Source organism: Frankia sp. RB5, assembly GCF_059816245.1.
This window is the reverse complement of the sequence record NZ_JCBATA010000086.1, coordinates 15,107-31,590: the sequence shown is the minus strand read 5'-3', so window position 1 is coordinate 31,590 and position 16,484 is coordinate 15,107. Positions and strand designations below refer to the sequence as shown.

General features: G+C 72.5%; 17 protein-coding genes. 9 read left to right on the top strand and 8 right to left on the bottom strand.

Annotated elements, in window-relative coordinates:
* The 6 genes from AC6EXY_RS30375 to AC6EXY_RS30350 all read left to right on the top strand — a co-directional run.
* Positions 1-790, top strand: a 790-nt coding sequence (locus AC6EXY_RS30375; RefSeq protein WP_499818654.1) for an SDR family NAD(P)-dependent oxidoreductase, incomplete at its 5' end; no start/stop codon positions are given.
* Positions 791-889: 99 nt separating this feature from the next.
* Positions 890-1,201, top strand: a complete 312-nt coding sequence (locus AC6EXY_RS30370) for a Clp protease/crotonase-like domain-containing protein (protein WP_133150826.1) — start codon at positions 890-892, stop codon at positions 1,199-1,201.
* Positions 1,185-1,364: a Clp protease/crotonase-like domain-containing protein gene (locus AC6EXY_RS30365; protein ID WP_165818584.1), complete on the top strand. Its 180-nt coding sequence runs from the start codon at positions 1,185-1,187 to the stop codon at positions 1,362-1,364. Before AC6EXY_RS30370 ends, AC6EXY_RS30365 begins: the two co-directional genes overlap by 17 nt.
* A complete protein-coding gene (locus AC6EXY_RS30360; protein ID WP_499818655.1) occupies positions 1,357-2,865 on the top strand; it encodes a class I adenylate-forming enzyme family protein in 1,509 nt (502 codons plus the stop codon). The genes AC6EXY_RS30365 and AC6EXY_RS30360 overlap by 8 nt, the downstream gene beginning before the upstream one ends.
* Positions 2,862-3,878 carry a TIGR03617 family F420-dependent LLM class oxidoreductase gene (locus tag AC6EXY_RS30355; protein ID WP_101831072.1) on the top strand — a complete coding sequence of 339 codons (1,017 nt, stop codon included), beginning with the start codon at positions 2,862-2,864 and terminating at the stop codon, positions 3,876-3,878. The genes AC6EXY_RS30360 and AC6EXY_RS30355 overlap by 4 nt, the downstream gene beginning before the upstream one ends.
* A gap of 35 nt (positions 3,879-3,913) precedes the next feature.
* Positions 3,914-5,473 (top strand): AMP-binding protein, encoded by a 1,560-nt coding sequence (locus AC6EXY_RS30350; RefSeq protein ID WP_499818656.1) that lies wholly within the window; start codon positions 3,914-3,916, stop codon positions 5,471-5,473.
* 85 nt (positions 5,474-5,558) lie between these two features.
* On the opposite strand, the gene AC6EXY_RS30345 is transcribed toward AC6EXY_RS30350, so the two are convergent.
* The 3 genes from AC6EXY_RS30345 to AC6EXY_RS30335 are packed head-to-tail and all read right to left on the bottom strand — an operon-like array spanning position 5,559 to position 8,137.
* Positions 5,559-6,746 (bottom strand): thiolase family protein, encoded by a 1,188-nt coding sequence (locus AC6EXY_RS30345; protein ID WP_243407342.1) that lies wholly within the window; start codon positions 6,744-6,746, stop codon positions 5,559-5,561.
* The gene (locus tag AC6EXY_RS30340; RefSeq protein ID WP_101831074.1) at positions 6,743-7,234 is read right to left on the bottom strand and encodes a Zn-ribbon domain-containing OB-fold protein; all 492 of its coding nucleotides are present in this window, start codon (positions 7,232-7,234) and stop codon (positions 6,743-6,745) included. The genes AC6EXY_RS30345 and AC6EXY_RS30340 overlap by 4 nt, the downstream gene beginning before the upstream one ends.
* A 54-nt stretch (positions 7,235-7,288) precedes the next feature.
* Entirely contained in the window at positions 7,289-8,137 is an 849-nt protein-coding gene (locus AC6EXY_RS30335) for an enoyl-CoA hydratase-related protein (RefSeq protein ID WP_243407343.1), read from the bottom strand.
* A gap of 96 nt (positions 8,138-8,233) precedes the next feature.
* On the opposite strand from AC6EXY_RS30335, the gene AC6EXY_RS30330 reads away from it, so the two are divergent.
* Entirely contained in the window at positions 8,234-9,406 is a 1,173-nt protein-coding gene (locus AC6EXY_RS30330) for an amidohydrolase family protein (protein ID WP_207770230.1), read from the top strand.
* A 125-nt stretch (positions 9,407-9,531) separates the two neighbouring features.
* Here the strand turns inward: AC6EXY_RS30330 and AC6EXY_RS30325 are convergent, their stop codons facing one another.
* The 5 genes from AC6EXY_RS30325 to AC6EXY_RS30305 all read right to left on the bottom strand — a co-directional run bounded on the left by AC6EXY_RS30325 (position 9,532) and on the right by AC6EXY_RS30305 (position 13,076).
* Positions 9,532-10,401, bottom strand: a complete 870-nt coding sequence (locus AC6EXY_RS30325; RefSeq protein ID WP_101831083.1) for an enoyl-CoA hydratase-related protein — start codon at positions 10,399-10,401, stop codon at positions 9,532-9,534.
* An 82-nt stretch (positions 10,402-10,483) separates the two neighbouring features.
* Entirely contained in the window at positions 10,484-11,635 is a 1,152-nt protein-coding gene (locus AC6EXY_RS30320) for a thiolase family protein (RefSeq protein ID WP_101831076.1), read from the bottom strand.
* A complete protein-coding gene (locus AC6EXY_RS30315) occupies positions 11,632-12,045 on the bottom strand; it encodes a Zn-ribbon domain-containing OB-fold protein (RefSeq protein ID WP_499818657.1) in 414 nt (137 codons plus the stop codon). Before AC6EXY_RS30315 ends, AC6EXY_RS30320 begins: the two co-directional genes overlap by 4 nt.
* Before the next feature lie 144 nt (positions 12,046-12,189).
* The gene (locus AC6EXY_RS30310) at positions 12,190-12,603 is read right to left on the bottom strand and encodes a MaoC/PaaZ C-terminal domain-containing protein (RefSeq protein ID WP_499818658.1); all 414 of its coding nucleotides are present in this window, start codon (positions 12,601-12,603) and stop codon (positions 12,190-12,192) included.
* Positions 12,600-13,076, bottom strand: coding sequence for an FAS1-like dehydratase domain-containing protein (locus tag AC6EXY_RS30305; RefSeq protein WP_101831079.1), 477 nt, complete (start codon positions 13,074-13,076; stop codon positions 12,600-12,602). Before AC6EXY_RS30305 ends, AC6EXY_RS30310 begins: the two co-directional genes overlap by 4 nt.
* Positions 13,077-13,334: 258 nt before the next feature.
* On the opposite strand from AC6EXY_RS30305, the gene AC6EXY_RS30300 reads away from it, so the two are divergent.
* Positions 13,335-13,868: an ABC transporter substrate-binding protein gene (locus tag AC6EXY_RS30300; RefSeq protein WP_243407344.1), complete on the top strand. Its 534-nt coding sequence runs from the start codon at positions 13,335-13,337 to the stop codon at positions 13,866-13,868.
* Between the two features lie 39 nt (positions 13,869-13,907).
* Positions 13,908-16,484, top strand: a complete 2,577-nt coding sequence (locus tag AC6EXY_RS30295) for a bifunctional acetate--CoA ligase family protein/GNAT family N-acetyltransferase (protein ID WP_499818659.1) — start codon at positions 13,908-13,910, stop codon at positions 16,482-16,484.

Below are 16,484 nucleotides of genomic sequence, written 5' to 3'. Positions count from 1 at the left end.
GTTCCGCGTGACCGCGCCCGTCCATCCTCTCGACCTGACCGGGCACGTCGCCCTGGTCACCGGCGGCAACTCCGGGGTCGGCCTCGGCATGGCCGACGGCCTCGCCCGGGCGGGCGCCGACGTGTGCATCTGGGGCCGTAACGAGGAGCGCAACCGGTCCACCGTCGAACGGCTCGCCGCGTACGGGCACCGGGCCAGCGCGATGCGCGTCGACATCAGCGACGAGGACGCCATCGTCAAGGGCTTCACCCGGCTCGTCGAGGAGTACGGCCGGCTGGACTCCTGCTTCGCCAACGCCGCGCTCGCGAACACGATGACCGCGCCGCGTTTCGTCGACTCCACGCTGACGTCGTGGCAGGACATGATGCGCATCGACCTCGACGGCACGTATCTGACCACCCGCGAGGCCGCCAGGCACATGATCGCCCAGGGCGAGGGCGGCAGCATCGTGGTGACGTCCAGCATCGCCGCGCTGTTCGGCGCCCCGCGCGAGGAGGCGTACGCGGCGGCGAAGGCCGGGGTGATCGCGCTGACGAAGTCGCTGGCGGTCGAGCTCGGCCGCTACCAGATCCGGGCCAACGCCGTGCTGCCCGGCTGGACCCGTTCGGCCGTCTTCGACGGCTGGCTCGACAACCCGGCGGTCAGCGAGAAGGTCCTCGGTCGGATCCCGCTGCGCCGCTGGGGCTCCGGAGACGACTGGGCCGGCATCGCCGTCTATCTGGCCAGCTCCGCCTCCTCCTTCCACACCGGCGACCAGTTCCGCATCGACGGCGGATACGGAGTGTTCTGAAATGCAAGGCCGCCCGACTGTGCCAGGCGGAGAGGTCGTCCAATGAGCGAGGCGAATGCTGTGACCGTGGAGACCGCGGATGAGGTGCTGCTCGCCTAGGTGGTGGACGGCGTCCTGGTAATTGACCCTGAACCGGCGGGACGCGCGCAACGCGCTGTTCCCCACGCTGGTGCGGCGCTGAGCAGGGCGCTGGACCGGTTCGTCGCGGACGACGGCCTGCGCGCCGCGGTCGTCACCGGCACCGGCGGGGCGTTCTGTGCCGGCCTCGACCTGAAGGCGTTCGCCGCGGAGGGAGCCGACCGGCGTGCGCCGGCGACGCTGATCCGGCGCTTCGGGTCGCTGCCAAGCCGATCATCGGCGCGGTCAACGCTGGTGCGTGACCGGGGGGATGGAGGTGGCGCTCGGCTGTGAGGGGCCGCTGGGCTCCCCCGAGGCGCGGTTCGTCGACACCCACATGACGATCGGCGCGTTCCCCAGCGGCGGGATGACCGCCCGGCCGCCCCGGATCGTCGGTACCCGCACGGCCAAGGCGATGAGCCTGAGCGGTCCGCGTGTGGATGCGCAGGATGGGTGAGCACGGCGGAAGCGACCTCACATGGTCGTCGCTGACCGCGCGGGGGCTGGACCACGACGGGCCGGCGCTGCTCACTCCGAGCCGGCAGTGGACCGGTCGGGAGGTGCTGGCGCTCGCCGCCGGCGTCCAGGCCTGGCTCGCCGAGCTGGACCTGCCCCGGGGCACCGTCATCCCGGCGCTGCTGTCGGACACCACGATCTGCGTCCCCGTGTTCGTCGCCGCGGCGGGTGTCGGCCGGCCGATCGCGCCGCTCGGGCCGCGGCTGACCGTCGCCGAGCTGGCCTCGGCCGTGTCCCGCCTCGGCAGCCCGGTGATCATCGCGGAGCCGGCGCACGCGGAGCTGGCCGGGCGGGTGGCCGAGGCGGCCGGGGTCCGCGCCGCGGTGCTCAGCGACCCGCTGCCGAGCGCGGCGCCGGGCGAGCTGCCACCGTCGCTGGCCGGCGAGCCCGCGCCCGGGCCCGACGACACCGCGATCGTCCTGCACACCTCCGGCACCACCGGTCTGCCCAAGGCGGTCCACTACCGGCAGCGGCCGCTCGCCGCCCGGGTGGAGGTCTACCGCACCCTCATCCCGCTCGGGCCCGGCGACGTGTTCGTCTCGGTGGCCGGGTTCCACCACATCGCCGGGGCCGGCAACCTCGCGGTCGCGCTCGGCGCCGGCAGCGCGATCGTCGCGTTCGGCTGGTTCACCGTCTCCGCCTGGCGCGAGCTCGACGGCCTGGGGATCACGCACGCGCTGATGATCCCGCCGATGATCGAGATGCTGCTGGCGGCGGACGCCCTGCCGCTGCCGGGGCTGCGCACCCTGACCTACGGCGGCTCGCCGATCCGCCCGCAGACCCTGGCGCGCACCGTCGACGTGCTGCCCGACGTGCGGATCACCAACCTGTTCGGGCAGACCGAGGGCTCGCCGCTGTGCGCGTTGACCTCCGCCGACCACGACGCGATCCGGGCCGGCGACACCGACCTGCTGGCCACCGTGGGCCGCCCGGTGCCGGGCCTGGAGCTGCGCATCGACGCCCCCGACGGGGAGGGGGTCGGCGAGGTGGTCGTGCGCGGTCCGCACCTGTTCGCCGGCGGGCCGGACGGCTGGCACCGCACCGGCGACCTCGGCTCCGTCGACGACCGCGGCTACGTCCACCTCGTCGGGCGCACCGGTGACACGATCTCCCGCGGCGGCGAGATCGTCCGGCCGGTCCAGGTCGAGGATGTGCTGCGCACCCACCCGGGCGTCGCCGACGTCGCGGTCGCCGGGGTGGCGGACGAGCGGCTCGGCGAGGAGATCGGCGCCTGGGTGGTGCCCGCCGACCCCGCGGCGCCGCCGGCGTTCGACGAGCTGGCCGCCTACGCCCGGGAGCGCCTGGCCGGCTTCAAGATCCCGCGCGTCTGGTCCACCGTCCGTGAGCTGCCCAAGAACGCCAACGGCAAGGTGCTGCGGCGGGTGCTGCGTGACAGCGCCTCCTCAGACGAGCTGGCTCCCTCAACCGAAGGAACCCGATGAAGATCGACTCAACGCTCACGAAGGACATCGACGTCACGGCCTCCGCCGCCCGTGAGATCGAGCAGGCCGGCTACGACGGGCTGTGGGTCGGCGAGACCAAGCACGACCCGTTCCTGCAGGTGTTCCAGGCGCTGCAGGCCACCGAGAACATCACGGTGGGCACGTCCATCGCGATCGCGTTCGCCCGTACCCCGATGACGACCGCGAACGTCGCCTACGACCTCGCGCGCCACGCCAGGGGCCGGTTCGTGCTCGGGCTCGGCTCCCAGGTCAAGCCGCACATCGAGCGCCGCTTCTCGATGCCGTGGTCGAGCCCGGCCGCCCGGATGCGCGAGTTCGTGCTGGCGCTCAAGGCGATCTGGACCGCCTGGCAGGAGGAGAGCAAGCTCGACTTCCAGGGCGAGTTCTACACCCACACCCTGATGACCCCGTTCTTCGCGCCGCCGCCGCACCCGGCCGGCCCGCCGCCGGTGTTCGTCGCCGGCGTGAACACGGTGATGACCGAGATCGCCGGCGAGGTCGCCGACGGCTTCTTCATCCACCCGTTCACCACCCCCCGCTACCTGGAGGAGGTCACCCTGCCGGCGCTGCGGCGTGGGCGGGAGAAGACCGGGAAGACCCTGGAGGGCTTCGAGATCGCCGGGCCGTCGTTCGTCGCCGTCGGGCGCACCGAGCAGGAGCTGGCCACCGCGATCGCCGGCACCAAGGCCCAGATCGCCTTCTACGCCTCGACCCCGGCCTACCGGGCCGTGCTGGAGCTGCACGGCTGGGGCGAGCTGCAGCCGGAGCTCACCCGGTTGACCAAGGAAGGCAAGTGGGAGTCGATGGCCGATCTCATCGACGACGAGATGCTGCACACGTTCGCGATCGTCGGCGGCCCCGACGAGATCGGCCCGGCGCTGATCGCGAAGCTCGGCGCCGTCGCGACCCGGCTCACCTTCTACGCGACCTACAAGACCGACCCCGAGCTGCTGCCCGAGCTGCTGCGCCAGGTCCGTGCAGCCGACCAGTAGAATTAGCTAAATTATTCTACGTGTGGAAGGTGCGCATGCCAGCGACCCGCCTCACCTTCGGTGACGTCCTTCGGGACCACCGCCGCTCCTACCCTGACCGCGTCGCCCTGGTCGACGGCGACACCCGCCTGACCTGGCCCGAGCTCGACGACCGGGTCAACCGGCTCGCCAACGCGCTGCGCGGCGCGGGCGTAGGGCAGGACGACCGCGTCCTGTGGCTCGGGCAGAACTCCAGCCGCGTCTACGAGCTGCTCGGTGCCGCCGCCAAGCTCGGCGCGATGGTCTGTCCCGGCTACTGGCGCTGGTCGCCGGCCGAGATGGCCTTCGCGATCGACGACTTCAGCCCCACGGTGATCATCTGGCAGGACACCGAGATCGGCGAGACGGTGCGCGCCGCCCGGGAGCGCGCCACCCATCAGGCGCTGTGGATCCAGCACGACGCCGCCGGTCCCGGCACCTACGAGGACTTCCTCGCCAGCGGGGACGCGACCGACCCCGACCTCGAGATCTCCCCGGACTCGGCGCTGCTGGTCATCTACACCGCCGCGATCACCGGCCGGCAGTGCGGGTCGCTGATCACCCAGAACAACCTGATCAGCATGGGCGTCTCCGTCGCCGGTGTCGGCGACATCGACGCCGACGCCGTGTTCCTCAACACCGGCCCGATGTTCCACATCGGCAACTTCCAGTTCTTCGGCATCCCGACGTTCCTCGTCGCCGGGACGAACGTCGTCCTGCGCCGGGTCGACGCGCAGGAGGTGCTCACCGTCCTCGAGGCCGAGCACGTCACCCACGCCTACCTGATGCCGGCCACGATCGCCGAGCTGATCAAGCTCAACGAGGCCGACAAGAAGGACCTCTCGGCGCTGCACGCCACCTTCGCCGGCCCGCTGTGGAACGGTGTGATCAAGGACGACCCGAGCCGGTTCGCCCGTTACGGCGGCGGCATCGGCCAGGGTTACGGCCAGACCGAGCTGACCGGCATGCAGATCCTGCGCGGCTTCGGCCTCGGCGGGGCGAACGCCGGGCGGCCCAACCCGCTGCTGCAGATCCGGCTGCTCGACGCGGACGGCAACGAGGTTCCCGACGGCGAGCCCGGCGAGATCTGCGCCCGCGGCGACGTCGTCCACCTCGGCTACTGGAACCGGCCCGAGGTCAATGCCGAGCGCTGGGCGCACGGCTGGTGGCACACCCGCGACCTGGGCAGGCGCGAGCCCGACGGCAGCATCACCTTCGTCGGCACCCTCACCCGCATGATCAAGTCCGGGGCGGAGAACATCTTCCCGGCCGAGGTCGAGCAGGCCCTGACCCGGCACCCGGCGGTCCGCGAGGCCGCCGTCATCGGCATCCCCAACGAGCGGTGGCTGCAGGACGTCAAGGCCGTCGTCGTGCTCGCGGACGGCGCCACCGCCACCGAGGCGGAGCTCATCGAGCACGTCCGCGGCGAGATCGCGACCTACAAGAAGCCGAAGACCATCGAGTTCACCGAGGCCATCCCCCGCACCGCGGCCGGCGCGACGGACTACGAGGCCCTCGACGCGGCCTACGGCGGCGGCAACTACCCCGGCGGCACCTCGCTGGGCGCCGGCCGCTGAGCCAGTACGACCGAGTACGACCGAGTACGACCAGCAACGCGAATGAGGGCGGTCCCGCGGGACCGCCCTCGTCTCGTCGTGCCCCTCAGTCCGCGCGGCGCAGGGTCAGGCCCTGGGCGTTGAAGAAGAAGCCGCCGAGGGTGAGCAGGGCGCGCTTCGCGTCCGGCACCTGGCGTTCGCCGGCGAGGCCCTGCAACTGGTGCACGGCCTCGCGGACGTGGCCCGAACCCTGGGTGCCCCCCTCGGACAGCGCCCCGCCGTGCGGGTTGACCGGGATTCGCCCGTCGATGAGGATCTTCCCCGTAGCCGGGTCGCGGTGCTGCTCCAGGAACGAACCGGCCTCGCCCGGCTTGCACCAGCCGGCGTTCTCGAACCAGTTCAGCGTGATGATCGTGAACCCGTCGTACGGGAAGAACACGTCCACGTCGTCCAGCCAGAAGGAGCTGCGCGCCCGCAGCGCGTTCACCGTGACGTGCTGGCCGTGGTGGCGCAGGCTGTCGGTCTGCTCCTCCTCGTTGTGCGCGGTGGCGCCGAGGGCGACCGCGTCGACGAGGACCGCCGGCAGCGGCAGGTCGGCGGCCCGCTCGGCGGTGGTGATGACGAACGCGTCCGCGCCGTCGACCGGCACATCCATGTCGAGCAGGCTCAGCGGCCAGCGGATCATGCGGGCGCCGAGGTAGTCGTCCATCGTGATCGGCGTGCGCATGGCCGCCGCGGGGTTGGCCGCCGCGTTCGCCCGGTCGTTGATCGCGACGTAGCCGAAGTGCTCCTTCGGCACCCCGAACTCGTGGATGTAGCGCGACGCCCAGGCGGTGTAGCCGACGCTGCCGAACAGCGACTCCGGCGCCGGCGACACCCCGGCCGTCCCGGACGAACGGCGAAACGGATCCTTCAGCGAGGACATCGTGTTCCACGGCAGCCGGTAGGCGGTGTGGTAGGCGAGCACCACGTCGCACAGGCCCGAGTGCACCGCGGACACCGCCGCCGCCACCTGGTTGCCGAACGGCATCGCCGGGTTGGCGAACCAGCTCACCTCGGGAATGCCGAGAGCCGACTGCATCGTCGGCGCCGGCACCAGCGACCCGCAGACGCCGTCGACGTCGGCGGCGGTGAGCCCGCACTGGCGCAGCACGTCGATGCTGGCCTGCGCGGTCAGCGACAGCATGCTGCGGCCGGAGTTGCGCGGCACGAAACCGGTCGTCGCGGCCCCGGCGAAGGCGACCCTGTCCCTCAGCGGGTTACGGTCCCGCATCGGATTGCGCGCGGCGCTCATGCGGACTCTCCCCCGGCCGAACCGGCCGCCTCGACGACGCGAAAGACGGGCAGCGGCGCGCCGCCTCGGTCGATCCACTCCAGCGCGACACGGTCACCGACGCGGACCCGCTCCCGGTCGGCGTCGACCACCGTGCTGGTGAAGCGCAGGCCGGGCTGCTCGTCGAGGTCCACCGTGACCACCGGATGCGGGGTCGCGTAGTCGACCCCGGGAGCCGGCGGGCCCTGGTGCAGGAAGATCGCCAGATGCACCGTGCCGGTACCGGCGACCTCGGTCGCGACCACGTTCGACGACCAGCAGGCCGGGCACACCGGCCGCGGCGGCTGATGCCAGGTGCCGCAGTCCCCACAACGGTTGATCAGGAGCCGGTGCGCGAGCCGGCCGCGGTAGTGCGCGGCACTGTCGTGATCGACCGGCTGGCCGGGGAAGCGGGCGAGCAGTTCCTCGTCCGACACCTGCCCCGCGGCGGCCGTCGCCGTCTCGGTCATGTCTGCCTCCATAACTGCATTCCCAATGGCGGGGTTCCCATGGCGGGGTTCCCGTCAGGCTGGCGGGCGCGGGAAGGGCTCGGGGGTGATGTCCAGCACCGCGGCCGGGTCGAAGTCCGCCGGCAGCGGGCGGAAGTTCGGCGGGCGGCGCTCCTTGAAGCTCGCCACCCCCTCGACCATGTCCGGCTGGGAGTTCATGAACGCCATCGCCGCGAACGAGCGGCGCAGCCCCTCGTTGAAGTCGACGTCGAGGTCGGCGTAGACCTGCTGGCGGATGACGGACATCGCCGTCGGCGCGCAGTTCACGGCCAGGTCGCGGGCGTAGGCGAGGGCGTCGGTCAGCGTCTGGTCCGGCTCGCTCAGCCGGCTGACCAGGCCGAGGGCGTGCGCCTCCTCGGCGAGGAACGTGCGCGCGGACAGCAGCAGGTCCAGCGCGTTCTCGGTGCCGATCAGCCGGGGCAGCACCCAGGCGAGGTTGTACTCGGCCGACAGGCCGCGCCGGGAGAACGCGGTGGTGAACTTGGCGCCGCGCACCGCGAAGCGGACGTCGCACTGCAGCGCCTGGACCAGGCCGATGCCCGCGCAGGCACCGTTGATCGCGGCGATCAGCGGCTTCGGGAACAGCCGCGGGGTGTACTGCGGGCGGCGGTCGGCGATCCGCAGGCCCTGGCCGGCGTTCGAGGTCAGCCGGCTCATCGCGAGACCCGGGCAGAACGAGCGGCCGGCGCCGGTCAGCACCACGACGCGCACCGCCGGGTCGACCGCGGCCGCGTCGAGCACGGCGAAGTAGGCGTTCTCCATGTTCGGCGACCACCCGTTGCGGTTCTCCGGGTCGTCGAGGGTGACAGTCATCACGCCGACGTCGTCAACCTCGTGTCGTACCAGCTCAGGGCCGTCGGCCACCTGCCACCACCTCGGATCGCCGTGGACAAAATAATTAAGATGATTGTACGGTATTGGGGCTGGCTCGCGACGGGCCAGAGGTTCGAGGAGGCGACCGTGGCACGAGTTTTCGACTGCGACCAGCACATGTACGAGACGGAGGACGCGTTCACGCGGCACATCGCCCCCGAGTGGGCGACCCGCACCGTCAAGCCCGTCAAGATGCACGACGGTACGGACGCCATCCTGATGGGCGAGCGACTCCTCGTGGCGGTGGAGGCCGAGTTCCACAAGGCCTACAAGCCCGGCTCGCTCAAGGAGATGCTCAAGCAGATGAGCACCGGGGCGCCGGCCGAGACCTACATGTTCGAGGACATGCGCACCGAGTACCAGAACCGCGACGCCCGCCTCGCGGAGATGGACCGCCAGGGCCTCGACGGGACGATCATGTACCCGGGCAGCTGGGGCCTGATGGCCGAGGCCCACATGTCCGACAAGCCGGACATGCTGTTCGCGAACCTGCACTCCTTCAACCTCTACATGGACGAGGAGTGGGGCTACGCCTACCAGAACCGGATCTTCGCCCCGGCCACGCTGTCGCTGCGCGACGTGGACAAGGCCGTCGAGGAGCTCGAGTTCGTCCTCGACCGCGGCGCCCGGTTCATCCTGCTGCCGACCGGCCCGGCCTACGGCCGCAGCCCCGGTGACCCCTACTTCGACCCGTTCTGGTCCCGGGTGAACGAGGCGAAGGCCACCGTCTGCTTCCACATCACCGAGAACTACTACAACGCGCAGCTCGCGCCGGCCTGGGGCCACGACCCCGACCCCATCCACTTCCGGATGTCGGCGTGGCAGTGGCAGCACACCTACGGCGAGCGCCCGATCCAGGAGACGGTCTCCGCGCTGATCTTCGACAACCTGTTCGGCCGCTTCCCGAACATCCAGGTGCTGGCCAGCGAGTTCGGCGCCTCCTGGGTGCCGCACTTCGTCACCCACATGGACAAGAGCCGGGGCATGGGCCGCAACGGCCCGTGGATCGGCGGCCCGCTCGCCGAGCGGCCCAGCCAGGTCTTCCGCCACCACGTGCGCGTCGTCCCCTACCCGGAGGACAACCCGGTGGAGATCATCCGCCAGCTCGGCTTCCACGAGAGCATCGTCATGGGCTCCGACTGGCCGCACGCCGAGGGTCTCGCCGAGCCCGCCGACTTCCGCAAGCTGCTCGACGGCCTCGACGAGTCCGCCAAGGACGACATCATGTACAACACCGGCGCGGGGCTCGTCGCCCGCTGAGCACCGGCCGCCGCGGGAGCCCGTCGCCGCCGCCCGGCGGCGGGCCCCGCGGCGGTCCAGACCACGGCGGGACCGTCGGCGGCGGCCCACCTGATCATCTACCGGGCCGCCGGGGGCGGCCGGCGTCACGGAGCGTTCTCGCCCAGGTCGATCCGGGGGTGGTCCTTCGGGAGTCCCTCGAACTGCGGCGCGCGGCGCTCCTGGAACGAGCGGACGCCCTCGGCGTAGTCGGCGCGCTTGCGGGCCTCGACGAGGATCTCGTTGGAGCGCAGCCGCGCCTGCTCCAGCGTCGCCGTCTGGTCGGCGGCCAGCTGCTGCTTGATCTGGGCCGCCGCCCACGGCGAGACGTTGCGGGCCACGTCGGTGGCCCACTCCAGCGCCGCCGGCAGCAGCTCGTCGGGCTCCAGCAGCCGCTGGGCGAGCCCGAGGCGCACGGCCTCGTCGCCGCGCACCACCCGCGAGGACATCAGCAGGTCCGCCGCGCTGCCCGCGCCGACGAGCCGTGGCAGCAGCCAGCTCACCGCGTCCTCCGACGACAGGCCGCGGCGGCTGAACGACGGCGTCCACTTCGACCGCGCGGTGGTGAAACGCAGGTCCGCCATGAGCGCCTGGACGAACCCGATGCCGGCGCACGCGCCGTCGATGGCCGCGATGATCGGCTTGGGCACCGTGCGCGCGGTCGTCTGCGGGCGGCGCTGCGGCCGTTTGAACGTCGGGTCCGACGACGAGCGGCGCAGGATCGCCAGGTCCATCCCCGGGCAGAACGTCCCGCCGGCGCCGGTCAGCACGATCGCCCGGACCTCCGGGTCGGCCGTGGCCTCGTCGAGCAGCGTGTAGTAGCGCCCCTCCATGTCGTAGGCCCACGAGTTGTGCCGGCCGGGACGGTTGAGGGTGAGCACCAGCACGCCGTCGTCGGTGAGCTCGCGCAGGACGAGCTCCTCCTCCGGCGTCTCAGGCTGCTCGGGCTTCTCAGGCTGCTCGGCTGTCTGTGTCACGTCCACGCCTCCCAGGTACTCGGTTCCGAACCGGAACCGGCCGCGGACGCCGGGGCGCCGCGGCCGGTCGGTTCGTCGGGGTTCAGCGAGACAGAATCGTCACCGCGGAGGCGCCGGGCGCGCCATACAGGTGGGTGTAGCCGACCCGCGGGTCGCCGGCGATCTGGCGGTCACCGGCCCGGCCCTGCAGCTGCAGGACGATCTCGCGGATCTGGCGCAGTCCGGAGGCGCCGATCGGCTCGCCGTTGGCGATCAGGCCGCCGTCGGTGTTCACCGGCAGCCGGCCGGTCAGCTCGGTGGCGCCCTCGGCGATCCACTTCTCCTGCTCGCCGTCCGCGCAGAAGCCGTTCTCGGCCATGTGGATGACCTCGGAGCCGGCGTCGGTGTCCTGCAGCTGGGCGACGTTCACGTCGTCCGGGCCGATGCCGGCGACCTCGTAGGCGGCCTTCGACGCGTCGACCGACGGGCTCGGCGCGCTCTCGAGCGGCAGCGACGGGCTCTGCACCTCGAACGCGCCTGGCCGGCGGCTGCGCAGCTCCGCCGCGCGGACGAAGACCGGGGTGGAGGTGTAGCGGTGAGCCTGGTCGGCACGGGCGAGCACCAGCGCCGCGGCGCCCTCGTCCGGTCCGCAGTACATGTAGCGGGTCAGCGGGTAGTTGACGATCTCGGAGTCGAGGATCGCCTCCGGGGTCATCGGGGTGCGCCGCCAGGCCTGCGGGTTGCGCGCGCCGTTGGCGAAGTTCTTCGAGGCGACCTTCGCGAGCGTCTCCCGCGAGATGCCGTGCTGCTGCATGTAGCGGTTGATCTTCATGCCGAAGAAGTGCGTGGTCAGGAACATGCCGGTCTGGCCGTACCAGGCCGGCAGGCCAAGGATCGACGGGTCACCGGAGAACGCGCCGCGCGGATGCTTGTCCATCCCGATCGCCATCGCGAGATCGGCCTCGCCGTACTGGATGGCCTTGGCGGCCATCTGCAGCGAGGTGCCGCCGGTCGCGCAGCCGTTGAACACCGCCCGCACCGGGATGCCGGTCAGGCCCAGCAGGCCCACGATCGAGTCCGGGTTGGAAACCTCGTGCGAGCCGACGAACGCGCTCTGCACGTCCTTCCACTCGGCCCCCGCGTCGGCCAGCGCGTCACGGGCGGCCTGCGCGCCCATCTCCAGGCACTGCGTGCCCGGGTAGCGGCCGAACGGGAACAGGCCCACTCCGACGATCGCGACGTCCACGCCACTCATGCGGCACCTTCCCCACTGGTCGACGCGCCGTCCGCGACGGGGGCGAACGCGAATGTCAGGATCTCCGTGCCGTCCGGACGCGTCACGTACGGCACGACGGTCAGTTCCATCTCCTGGCCGACCCGCAGCTTCGCGGGGTCGGCCTCGGTCAGGCGCGCCTCGACCAGCAGCTCGCCGGGAAGCTCGATGTAGCCCACCGCGTACGGCACGTGCGTCTTCGGGTTCGGGTCGCCGTCGTACGGGGGCGACGGCGGCGGGAACTGCTGGGTGGTGAAGGTCCACAGCGTGCCGCGCCGGCTGAGCAACCGGGTCGGGTCACCGGGCCGCGGCGGGAAGGAGATCACCCCGTCCCGCTCGGACGCGATCAGCCGGGGCTCGTCGGACGGCCAGGTGAACAGGTTCTCGGCCACAGGTTGCTGCGTCGGCATGGTCTAAATAATAGCGACGAGTTATCTAACTTGCCCGTCTTCGTTCCGCCGCCGGACAGCCGGCGGACCGGCGGCGGCGGGCCCCCTGGCCTGGGGACACGCCGCCGCGGGGCGGGCGCCGGCCGACTAGGACAGCGCCGCGGCCGCGTAGCCGCTGACGACCTGGACGCCGTCGCCGTTGACGGTGACGACCTCCAGCTCGACGACCGTGCGGCCGTCCTCCTCCTTGACGTCGGTCACCGTCAGGGTGGAGGTGAGCCTGTCGCCCGGCCAGACCTGGCTACGGAAACGGACGCCGTAGCGCAGCAGCTCGCCGTCGCCGACGAAGTCCGTCACGGCCTTGCCGGTCAACCCCATGGTGAGCATGCCGTGCGCGAACACACCCGGGTAGCCGGCGCCCTCGCGGGCGTAGAGATCGTCGGTGTGCAGCGGGTTGTAGTCGCCGGAGGCGCCCGCGTACATGACGATCTGGGTCCGGGTGAGGTCCTCGGTGAGGACCGTCTCGACGGTGTCGCCGACGGCGATCTGGCGGGCGCTCATCGGGCGGCCGCCGCGTCCGCCGCCGGGCTCTCGACGACCTGCGACGGGATCACGCGCACCGCGCGCGCCGTCACGACCAGCTCGCCGGCCGCGTCGCGGAACTCCGTGACGATCTCCTCGAAGACCATCTTCCCGCCGCGGCGACCCGACTTCTCCCACGACTTGCCGGGCGTCGTGGTCGCGGTCAGCACGTCACCGACGCGCACCGGCCGGTGGTAGACGTAGTGCTGCTCCCCGTGCAGGCCACCGCCGCCCTCCGGCGGCTTCGCGCCACTGGGCGTCTTCCCCGAGCCCAGCCACGGCTCGCCGGGCGTCGGGCGCAGCGGGTAGTCCGGGTCGTACTGCGCACCGGACTGCACGAAGGTCGGCGGCGCCCCGGCCGACGGGTCCGCGTAGGCGGAGTCCGGATAGCCGACGGAGCGGGCAAAGAGCAGGATCTGCCCCGACTCCACCGGGAAGGTATAGCTACTCACCGCTCACCCTCATTCATCAAAATAATACAGATCATTTTTACGATCATAACGCCCCGGCGGGCGCCCGACGCCGCGCCGAAGGGTAGGCAACGAGCCCGGCACCCGCAACCGATCGCCCGCCCGGGCAGGCCCAGAGCGGCGCCGAGCACGGCCAGCTGCGGGTCGGCCTGCTCGTCCCGGACACCGGCGAGCTCTCCGGCCCGTTCAGCCCGGCGCGCGCCGGGGCCGAGGCCCGGGTGGCGCTGGCCAACGCCGCCGGTGGCGTCGACGGCCGGCGACGTCCTCGCCGGGGCGCTGCGGGCCGTCCGGGCAGGCGGCGGCGAGGTCCGGGCCGCCTTCGGGCCCGCGGGCTACGACACCGGCCTGCTGCGCGCCTACGGCCCGTCGATCGCCGGGATGGCCGTCTACATGGCCAACAGCCCGTTCGAACTCGGCTCCCCCGCCGTGCGGACCTTCCAGAACGCGATGAACACCTACGCCCCGGAGGCGAGCGAGACGGGCGGCCTGGTCGCGATGCAGGCCTACCTCGCCGCCGACCTGTTCCTGCGCGGCCTCGCCGCCGCCGGCCCCTGCCCGAGCCGGGCGGGCTTCATCGGCGGACTGCGCCAGGTCGCCGACTACACCGCCGGAGGGCTGCTCGCCGAACCGGTGGACCTGCGCACGAACCTCGGCCGGGTCAGTCGCTGCCTCTACTTCGTCCGGGCCACGCACTCCGGCGCGGCGTTCGAGGTCATGCCCGGCGGCGACGGCCCGGACGGCCGGCAGTGGTGCGGCCAGCAGCTCGGCGGCTGACGGGCCCACCGTACTGGCGGGTGGCATAACGTCGCTGTCATGGCTGAGCGCATCCCCTCCGACGGCCCGCCCGACAGCCGCTCCGACGGCTCGGGCTGGACCGCCAGCTGGGAGGGGCCGGCGCTGCTCAACGACGGCCGGTCGGTGCGCATTCGCGAGATCCGGCCGGACGACGCCGACGCCCTGCTCGCCTTCGGCGGTCGGCTGTCCCGGCAGACGATCTCCTACCGCCTGCTCGGGCCGGTGGTCCGCATCGGCCGCGAGGGCCTGCGCGAGTTCGTCGAGGTCGACCGGGACAACCAGATCGCCCTGGTGACGACGCTGGGCTCCGACATCGTGGCGACGGCCCGCTGCGTGCGCTCGGCGGACGACCCGAGCCAGGGCGAGGTCACGTTCACCGTGGAGGACGCCTTCCAGGGCCGCGGCCTCGGGGTGATCCTGCTCGACCGGATCGCCGAGGCCGCTCGCGAGCGCGGCATCGAGACGCTCACCGCCGACGTCCTGCCGGACAACATCCGGATGCTGCGGACCTTCGACGGCTCGGGCTTTCGCCACACGACCAGCTTCGGGCCCGCCGTCGTGCACGTCGACCTGGGCACCGACGCGAACACGAAGACCAGCGCCCGGCTGGACCGGCGCGAGCACACGGCGATCCGGCACTCCCTGGCGCCGCTGTTCGAGCCCCGCGCGGTCGCCGTCGTCGGCGCGAGCCGCGAACCCGGCACCATCGGGCACGAGATTCTGCGCAACCTCGCCGAGCAGGGCTTCACCGGCGGCCTCTACCCGGTGAACCCGCACGCGGAGACAATCGCGGGCCTGCCCGCCCATCCGAGCCTGCGTGACGTGCCAGGGCCGGTCGACCTGGTGCTCGTCGCCGTGCCCGCGCCCGCCGTCGAGGACGTCGTACGCCAGGCCGCCGAGGTCGGCGCCGGCGTCGTCGTCGTGGTCTCCACCGGCTTCGGCGAGTCCGGGCCGGAGGGGGTCGTCCGCGAACGGGAGCTCGCGGCGCTCGCCCGCGACAGCGGCATGCGGATGGTCGGCCCGAACTGCATGGGCGTCATGCGCCAGGACGGCACCCGCCGGATGGTGGCGACGTTCGCGCCGGTCATGCCCGGCCCCGGCCCCGCGGCGATGTCCAGCCAGTCCGGCCCGCTCGGGCTCGCCGTGCTCGACCACGCGCACCGCATCGGCCTGGGCTTCTCCGGCTTCGTCTCGATCGGCAACGCCGCCGATGTGTCCACCAACGACCTGCTGCAGTGGTGGGAGGAGGACAGCGCGGTCTCGGTGATCCTGTTGCACCTGGACCGGTTCGGCAACCCGCGCACCTTCGCCCGCATCGCCCGGCGCATCGCCGCCCGCAAGCCGATCGTCGCCATGTACGCCGGCTCGCCGACGCTCGGTGCGCACGCGCGGCGCCGCGGGCGCACCGTCGGTGGCGTCACCGGCTCCGAATCCGCCCTCGACGCCCTGTTCGCGCAGTCCGGCATCATCCGCACCCGCTCCCTGGGCAGCCTGTTCGACGTCGCGCTGCTGCTCGCCCACCAGCCGGTGCCGCCCGGCAACCGGGTCGCCGTCATCACCAACGCGGGCGGACCGGGCGCGCTGACCGCGGACGCGTGCGTCGCCAGCGGGCTGGTGCTCGCCGAGTTCGGCCCGCAGACCCTTCGGACGGTGGGGGACACCGTCGTGCGCCGGCCCGGTTCCGCGCCCGTCGTGGACCTCGGGCCCGGCGCGACCGGGGCGGAGTACCGCGCGGCGCTGTCCGCGGCCCTCGCCGACGAGGGGGTGGACAGCGTGATCGTGCTGTTCATCCCGCCGCTCGTCCGGTACGCCGACGAGGTGGCGACGGCGATCTCCGAGGCCGCCGCCGAGGCACCGAAGAAAACCGTGCTGGCAAGCTTCCTGTCCCAGGCCGGCGCACCAGCGGCGCTGCGCCGCGACGGGCGGACCGTGCCGAGCTACGTGTTCCCCGAGGCCGCCGCGACCGCCCTCGGCGCGGCGGCGGCCTACGGCGCCTGGCGGCGCGAACCCGCCGGAGTGGTGCGCGACCTGCCCGGCTTCGACCGCGCACAGGCCCGCCGTCTTGTCGAGGATCGCCCCGGCGGCCCCCTGTCCGGCGACGACGTCGCCACCCTCCTCACCTGCTACGGCATCCGCCTCGCCTCCCCCACCACCCCGCCCGCCGAGCCCGGGCCCGACGGGGCCAGCGGGGCCGGGGCCAGCGGGGCCGGGGCCGAGACAGACGGCATCGAGGTCGTCCTCGGCATGGTCAGCGATCTGGTCTTCGGGCCGGTGCTCACCTTCGGCCTCGCCGGGGACTACATGGACCTGCTCGACGACGTCGCCGTGCGGGTGACGCCGCTGTCCGACCGCGACGCCCGGGAGATGATCCGCTCGGTACGCGCCTTCCCGCTGCTCGACGGCTGGGGCGGCGCGCCCCGTGCGGACCTCGCCGCGCTGGAGGACACCCTGCTGCGCGTCTCGGCGCTCGTCGAGCACCTGCCCCGGGTGAACCGGCTGGAGCTGCGCCCGCTGCGGGTCCGCCCGGACGGCGGCGGCGTCGTGGCGCTCGCCGCCACCATCACCCTCGACGAACCGGAGCCCACGCCCAGCTAG